Here is a 6,433-nt window from a genome sequence, read left to right on the forward strand (position 1 = left end):
CAACCGGTGGGTGGTGGGGGGGGGGGGGGGCGCCCGGGCGGGCGGCCCGGGGCCGTTTCGGGGCGGGGGCTGGGGCGGGGGCTGGGGTGCCGGCGGCGGCTGGTCGGGCGGCGGCGGGGGCTTTGCCTCCGGCGGCGGCGGCAACTTCGGCGGGGGCGGCGCCTCCGGGCGCTGGTGACGATGGGCTGGGCCACGCCCCTGCGGCGCTGGGCGCGCCACCTGTGGCTGGACGAGCGCGCGAGCCGCCGCTGGCTCGACGACGCCGCGGCCGAGCGGCTGCGCCGCCGCATCGAGGCGAGCGAGTCGCATCACCGCGGCGAGATCCGCGTCTGCGTCGAGGCCAGCCTGCCGCTGCGCTGGCTGTGGCCGCCGGCCGACGAGGCGGCCCTGGCCGCGCGCGTGCGCGAGCGGGCGCTGGCCTGGTTCGGCCGCCTGCGCGTCTGGGACACCGAGGACAACGCCGGCGTGCTGATCTACCTGCTGCTGGCCGAGCGGGCCATCGAGATCGTCGCCGACCGCGGGCTGGCGCGCCACGTGTCGCCGGCCGACTGGGACGCCGCGCTGCAGGCACTGCGCGACGGTCTGCGCCAGGGCCCGCCCGAGGCGGCGCTCGCGCGCGCCCTCGACACCGTGGACGGTTGGCTGCGCGCCGCCGTGCCGCTGGCGCCCGGCGAGCGCGCCGTCAACGAGCTGCCGGATGCGGTGGTGCGGGTGTAGCCGGTGCCGGATCGTCCGCGTCGGGCAGCGCCATGGGTGACCGTGCGGCGCCGATCAACGGCAGACCGCTGTGGTCCTTCAGGTCGACCCCCGTCTTGCCGATCCGCAACGCCTCGCGCACCAGCCAGGCCAGCCGGCGCGCCGCCGTCGGCAGGTCCTGCCCCTGCGGGCGGACGTTGGAGATGCAGTTGCGCTGCGCGTCGACGCAGCCGACCCGCGGCCCCATCGTGAGGTAGATGCCGACGCTGTCGGGGGAGCTCAGGCCCGGGCGCTCGCCTATCAGCACCGCCACCATGCGGGCGCCGAGCAGCTCGCCGATTTCGTCGCCCAGGGCGACGCGCGCCTGGCGGGCCACGACGACGGGACCCAGCGCCAGCCCCGGATCCAGCGCCGCACGGATGGCGTCGAGCAGCGGCACCGCATGCCGCTGGATCCCCAGCGCAGACAGGCCGTCCCCGATCACAAAAACGAGGTCCGCCACCGCGCGCTGAGGGCGCGATTGCAGCAGCCGCTCCCGGCTCGCTTCGTCCAGCCGGCGGCCCAGGTCGGGCCGCAGCAGGTATTCGTGCCGGTCGCGCGCGCGCGAGTGCGCCAGGATCACGTCCGGCCACGCCTGCCGCCGCAGGGCCTGGCACAGAGCATCGACGTCCAGCGCCGTGTGCACCGCGTCGCGGGCTTGGGCGTGCGCCGCCGAGAAGGTTAGCACCTCCTGCGTCGGCAGCGAGCTGCCGGTGCGGCCCAGGGCGATGCGCGCCGGGGTCCAGCGCCGCAGCGCCGTCAGCGTGCCGTGGACCGCGTGGACGGCTTCAGACGGCTCATGCGCCATGGGTTGTCCCTTCGAGAGCTGGCCAGAGTCGATCGGGCAGGCTCGGGGTGCTTTCGTCTGCGACCAGCCGACCCGCTGCGTCGGCGAGCCCCTGCCGGTGCAGCCACGCTTCGAACTCCGGGGCGCGCCGCAGGCCCAGGATGTCGCGCACCGCCAGCGCGTCGTGGAACGAGGTGCTCTGGTAGTTGAGCATCACATCGTCCGACCCCGGTACGCCGATTAGGAAGTTCAGTCCCGCCAGCGTCAGCAGCAGCAGCAGGTTGTCCATGTCGTCCTGATCGGCCTCGGCGTGGTTTGTGTAGCAGATGTCGCAGCCCATCGGCAGGCCCAGCAGCTTGCCGCAGAAATGGTCTTCCAGCCCCGCGCGGATGATCTGCTTGCCGTCGTAAAGATATTCCGGGCCGATGAACCCGACCACCGTGTTGACCAGCAGCGGGCGGTAGCGCCGCGCCACCGCGTAGGCCCGGGCTTCGCAGGTCTGCTGGTCCACCCCGTGGTGGGCGTTGGCCGACAGCGCGCTGCCCTGCCCGGTCTCGAAGTACATGACGTGGTCCCCGACCGTGCCGCGGCGCAGCTCCAACGCCATCTCGCGCGCCTCGTCCAGCAGGGCCAGGTCGATGCCGAACGAGCGGTTGGTCGCCTCGGTCCCGCCGATCGACTGGAACACCAGGTCGACCGGTGCGCCGTGGCGGATCGCCTGCATCGTGTTGGTGACGTGCGTCAGGACGCAGGTCTGGGTCGGGATCTCGCCCCTGGCAACGATCTCGGCCAGCACATGGTTGAGCCGTACCAAATCGGGCACGCTGTCGGAAGCCGGGTTGACCCCGATCACGGCATCACCTGCACCCAGCATCAGGCCGTCGATGATGCTGGCGGCGATGCCGGCCGGGTCGTCGGTGGGATGGTTGGGCTGCAGGCGCACCGCCAGATGCCCGCGCAGCCCGATCGTGTTGCGAAACCGGGTGACGACCTCGCACTTGCGTGCCACCAGCACCAGATCCTGGTTGCGCATCAGCTTGCTGGCGGCGGCCACCATCTCGGGGGTGAGGCCCGACGCCAGCGCCTGCAGCGCCTGCGGCGTGGCGGCGTCGCTGAGCAGCCAGTCCCGGAAATGGCCGACGGTCATGGCCGAAACCGGTGCAAACGCCCGGTCGTCATGGCCGTCGATGATCAGGCGCGTGACCTCGTCGTCCTCGTACGGGATCAGCGCCTCCGACAGGAACTGGCGCAGCGGCACGTCGGCCAGCACCTGCCGCGCCGCGATCCGCTCCTGCTCGGACGTCGCCGCCACGCCGGCCAGGCAGTCGCCGGATCGCAGTGGCGAGGCTTTGGCCATCACCTCGCGCAGGGAGTCGAAGTGGTGTTGGTTGACACCGAGGCGAATTCGATAGGCCATATGCAAAGTTCGGCGATCTACGGCTTTGTGAGATTCAGCGGGGGGTGTCTGCGGCGCCGGCCAGCATCTCATCGTGGGGCGCTTCCTCGCGCTGGCGTTCCGTCAGACGGAAGTACACGTAGCCCACGATCAGCAGCCCCAGGAACAGCAGCGCCAGCTCGAGGTTGAAATAGACCACCGCGAACAGACAGACCACGCCGCCAGCCAGCGCCACGGCCGGGAATACCGGATAGAAGGGGGCCCGGAATGGCCGAGTCAGTGCGGGCTCGGTTTGACGCAGCCGGAACAACGCGGCCATCGAGACCACGTACATCACGATCGCGCCCAGTACCGCCATCGTGACGATGTTGGCCGTCAGCGGCTGGCCGCCGAAGGTGACCCACTCGTCACTGAAGACTGCAGCGATGCCCACGATGCCACCGGCGATCAGCGCGCGCACCGGCGTGCGGAAGCGGGGATGCACTTTGGCAAAGTAGTGAGGCAGATAGCCCGCTCGGGCGAGCGCGAAGATCTGCCGCGAGTAGCCCAGAATGATGCCGTGGAACGAAGCGATCAGGCCAAACAGTCCGATCCACACGAGCATGTGCATCCAGAAACTGCTTTGACCGACGACGATTTTCATGGCCTGTGGAAGGGGGTCGTTGATGTTGGACAGCTCGCGCCAGTCGCCCACGCCCCCAGCCATGATCATCACGAGAAAAGCCAGCGCCACGAGCGTCAGAATGCCCGCGACATAGGCGATCGGGATGGTACGGCGCGGATCCTTGGCCTCCTCGGCGGCCATCGCGGCCCCCTCGATGGCCAGGAAGAACCAGATCGCGAACGGAATGGCAGCGAAGATGCCCGCCCAGGTACCGGCAGAGAAAGTGTCGGCGCCGGCCCAGCCGTGCGCCAGGAAGTTGGCCAGCGACCAGCCCGGTGCGACCACGCCGGCGAACACCAGCAGCTCCACCACCGCCAGCAGCGTGACGACCAGCTCGAACGTGGCGGCGATGCTCACCCCCAGTGCGTTCAGTGCGATGAACACCACATAGGCGCCCACAGCCGCCAGCTTGGGATCCAGCGCAGGGAACTGGACGTTGAGGTAGGCCCCGATCGCCAGCGAGATGGCCGGGGGCGCGAACACGAATTCGATCAACGTCGCGAAGCCGGCGATGTAGCCCCCTGTCGGGCCGAAGGCGCGCCGCGCGTACGCGAACGGCCCCCCAGCGTGCGGAATCGCGGTGGACAGCTCCGTGAAGCTGAAGATGAACGTCGTGTACATCAGCGCCACGAAGGCCGTGGCCACGAGAAATCCCAGCGTGCCGGCGCTGGCCCAGCCGTAGCTCCAGCCGAAGTACTCCCCGGAAATGACGAGACCGACCGCGATGCCCCACAAGGGCAGGGCGCCGAGCACGGGTTTCAGCTCCCGTGTGACGTGAGGTTGGGCAGATGACATGGCGTGTAAACGGTGAAGTCGCCCGAAACGGCTCGGGCAGCCATGCTCCGCATGATCGTCACTCCTGCGGGGATGGGCCTATCCGAGAACGGAAAAGTTCCCAGGCCGATCAAGCTTTTTTCCGAAACGGGATCGCGGTTTCGGGTTATCCCCAGACTTCCCGTTGGCATGGAAGTTGATACTTGATGCGGTCGACAGGCTGAAACTCGATCCGAAACCCGATTCCCGCACCATGCTGGGGCAGTTGTCCGCTACGCCGGCCTCCTTCGCGGTTAAAAACACCACGGAGGTGCATCATCACGCCCAGAATTTGACGCACTGGGCCCAAGAGTACGAGCAAACCTCTGCGGGCAGCTTTGAGGGACGGGTTCGGGAGTTTCGGCACGGCGAGCTACAGGCATTCGAGGAGTGCGCCAACCGCGCGACTACCCAGTACTGCCAAGCCTGGGAGGGTGGTATTTGGTTCGGTATGCCAACCGACTCGAGCGCGCGGGATGTCCTATACATGGGGCGCCCGCTCGAGGCGGACCACCTCATGGTCGCCAACGGGCGTGTGCAATTCGACCTGCGCGTTCCAGCCGACGTCGGCCTCTACGGCATTGTGGTGAGTCGGGGCGATTTCGAACAGCGTTTTCGACAGAACGGGGGGCCGGAGTCCATCGAGGGTGTCGAGGGTTTGACGGCGCAGTGGCCTCAACTGGTGCGCATCCCGGCGTTGCAGCGGCACCGGCTGGCGGCTTTGGTGCGCGAGGCATTGAACAATCTGCAGACGCATCCCGAGATCCTCCGGCATTCTGGCAGCATCTCCACATTGCGCTCAGCCCTGCTGACGGTGTTGGTCGGGGCGTGGGAGCCCGCGCAGCCCCAGCCGGAGGTCTCGCTGCGGCGGCGGCGCCGGCTCGACTTGGTGCATCGGGCGCGCGAGCTCGTGCTGGATGAGCCCGCCGCGCACCTGACGGTCGAGCAACTGTGCCAGGCGCTGTTCGTCACCCGGCGCACCCTGCAAAATTGTTTCCAGGATGTGCTCGGCATGAGCCCAGGCGCCTACCTGCGCACGGTTCGCCTCAATCGGGTGCGACAGGATCTGCTACAAGCCACGCCCGGCCAGACAGTGGTCGATGTGGCTGCCCGCTGGGGCTTCTGGCACATGGGCCACTTCGCCCACGAATACCGCGCGCTGTTTGCCGAAACGCCATCTCAGACCATGCGGCGACGCGTGACGGGATGACGGTGGCAGGGAAAGGTCGTGTCTATGCCATACTGAAAACAGTGCCCATCATCGGGCTCCATTCCCCGCGAACGCCCCCATGCCCACCCCCGACGCCTCCTCCGACACGGGTGACGTGTTCGCCTGGGATACGACGCTGCTGACCGGTCTGGACGAAGTCGATGCCCAGCACCACCACCTGGTGAATCTGTTCAATAGGCTCAACCGCGCGATGTTCCACGGCCGCGCGCTCAGCCCGGACCAGCAGCAGCGCATCTTCGACGAGCTGATCGCCTACGCACGCCAGCACTTCGAGGACGAGGAGCGGCAGATGGCGCGCATCCGCGCCGGGGCCGACCCGGCCGAGGCCTGGGCGCAGGAGGAGGACCCGCTCGACCGCCGCGTGGCCAACCTGCTGCGCATGGTCGCCCTGCCGGACGACCCCGACGGTCCTGACGATCGCGGCTAGGCGGGCCCGCATTCGCCCTGATCCGGTCACGGTTGCCGCCACTGCGCCGCCAGTGGCCGCTTGGCTTCCTACAATGTGGCGCCAGTGCCGCGCACGTCCCCGCCCGGGTGGCCATGCGGCGGTCAGGAGATTCCCCATGACTGAAATCGCTTCGGACAAACGCGAGCAGCTCAAGCGCGCTGCGCTCGACTACCACGAGCGCCCCGCCCCCGGCAAACTGGCGGTTGCCGCCACCAAGCCCCTGTCCAACCAGCGCGATCTGGCGCTGGCCTACTCGCCGGGTGTCGCCGCCCCGTGCGAGGACGGGGCGCTGCCGCTTCATCAGCAGCCCGAAGTACAGGCCCGCCGGGCCGCCGCCGATGCACAGAATGTTCATGTCC

General features: G+C 68.9%; 6 protein-coding genes and 1 pseudogene. 4 read left to right on the top strand and 3 right to left on the bottom strand.

The window, feature by feature from the left end; translation table 11 throughout:
• Window positions 1-180 precede the first annotated feature (180 nt).
• Complete coding sequence (locus tag ACK4TH_RS11015; protein ID WP_409626374.1) at window positions 181-717, top strand: TPM domain-containing protein; 537 nt, start codon at window positions 181-183, stop codon at window positions 715-717.
• On the opposite strand, the gene eutC is transcribed toward ACK4TH_RS11015, so the two are convergent.
• From eutC to eat, 3 genes are read right to left on the bottom strand one after another with little or no spacing between them, the layout of a single operon-like run.
• On the bottom strand, window positions 683-1,543 hold the full coding sequence (gene eutC / locus ACK4TH_RS11020; RefSeq protein WP_409626377.1) for an ethanolamine ammonia-lyase subunit EutC: 861 nt from the start codon (window positions 1,541-1,543) through the stop codon (window positions 683-685). The genes ACK4TH_RS11015 and eutC overlap by 35 nt on opposite strands.
• Complete coding sequence (locus ACK4TH_RS11025; RefSeq protein WP_409626380.1) at window positions 1,533-2,939, bottom strand: ethanolamine ammonia-lyase subunit EutB; 1,407 nt, start codon at window positions 2,937-2,939, stop codon at window positions 1,533-1,535. The genes eutC and ACK4TH_RS11025 overlap by 11 nt, the downstream gene beginning before the upstream one ends.
• A gap of 34 nt (window positions 2,940-2,973) precedes the next feature.
• Complete coding sequence (gene eat / locus ACK4TH_RS11030; RefSeq protein ID WP_409626383.1) at window positions 2,974-4,377, bottom strand: ethanolamine permease; 1,404 nt, start codon at window positions 4,375-4,377, stop codon at window positions 2,974-2,976.
• A 163-nt stretch (window positions 4,378-4,540) separates the two neighbouring features.
• Here eat and ACK4TH_RS11035 point away from each other — a divergent pair, with 163 nt between their 5' ends.
• The 3 genes and pseudogenes from ACK4TH_RS11035 to ACK4TH_RS11045 form a co-directional block, all read left to right on the top strand.
• Window positions 4,541-5,605: a helix-turn-helix domain-containing protein gene (locus ACK4TH_RS11035; RefSeq protein ID WP_409626386.1), complete on the top strand. Its 1,065-nt coding sequence runs from the start codon at window positions 4,541-4,543 to the stop codon at window positions 5,603-5,605.
• Between the two features lie 79 nt (window positions 5,606-5,684).
• Window positions 5,685-6,053 (top strand): bacteriohemerythrin, encoded by a 369-nt coding sequence (locus tag ACK4TH_RS11040; protein ID WP_409626389.1) that lies wholly within the window; start codon window positions 5,685-5,687, stop codon window positions 6,051-6,053.
• 136 nt (window positions 6,054-6,189) lie between these two features.
• Window positions 6,190-6,433, top strand: a pseudogene (locus tag ACK4TH_RS11045) (hypothetical protein); the annotation flags it as partial.

Origin of the sequence: Tepidimonas sp. (assembly GCF_046292505.1) — a bacterium.
Taxonomy (GTDB): Bacteria; Pseudomonadota; Gammaproteobacteria; order Burkholderiales; family Burkholderiaceae_C; genus Tepidimonas.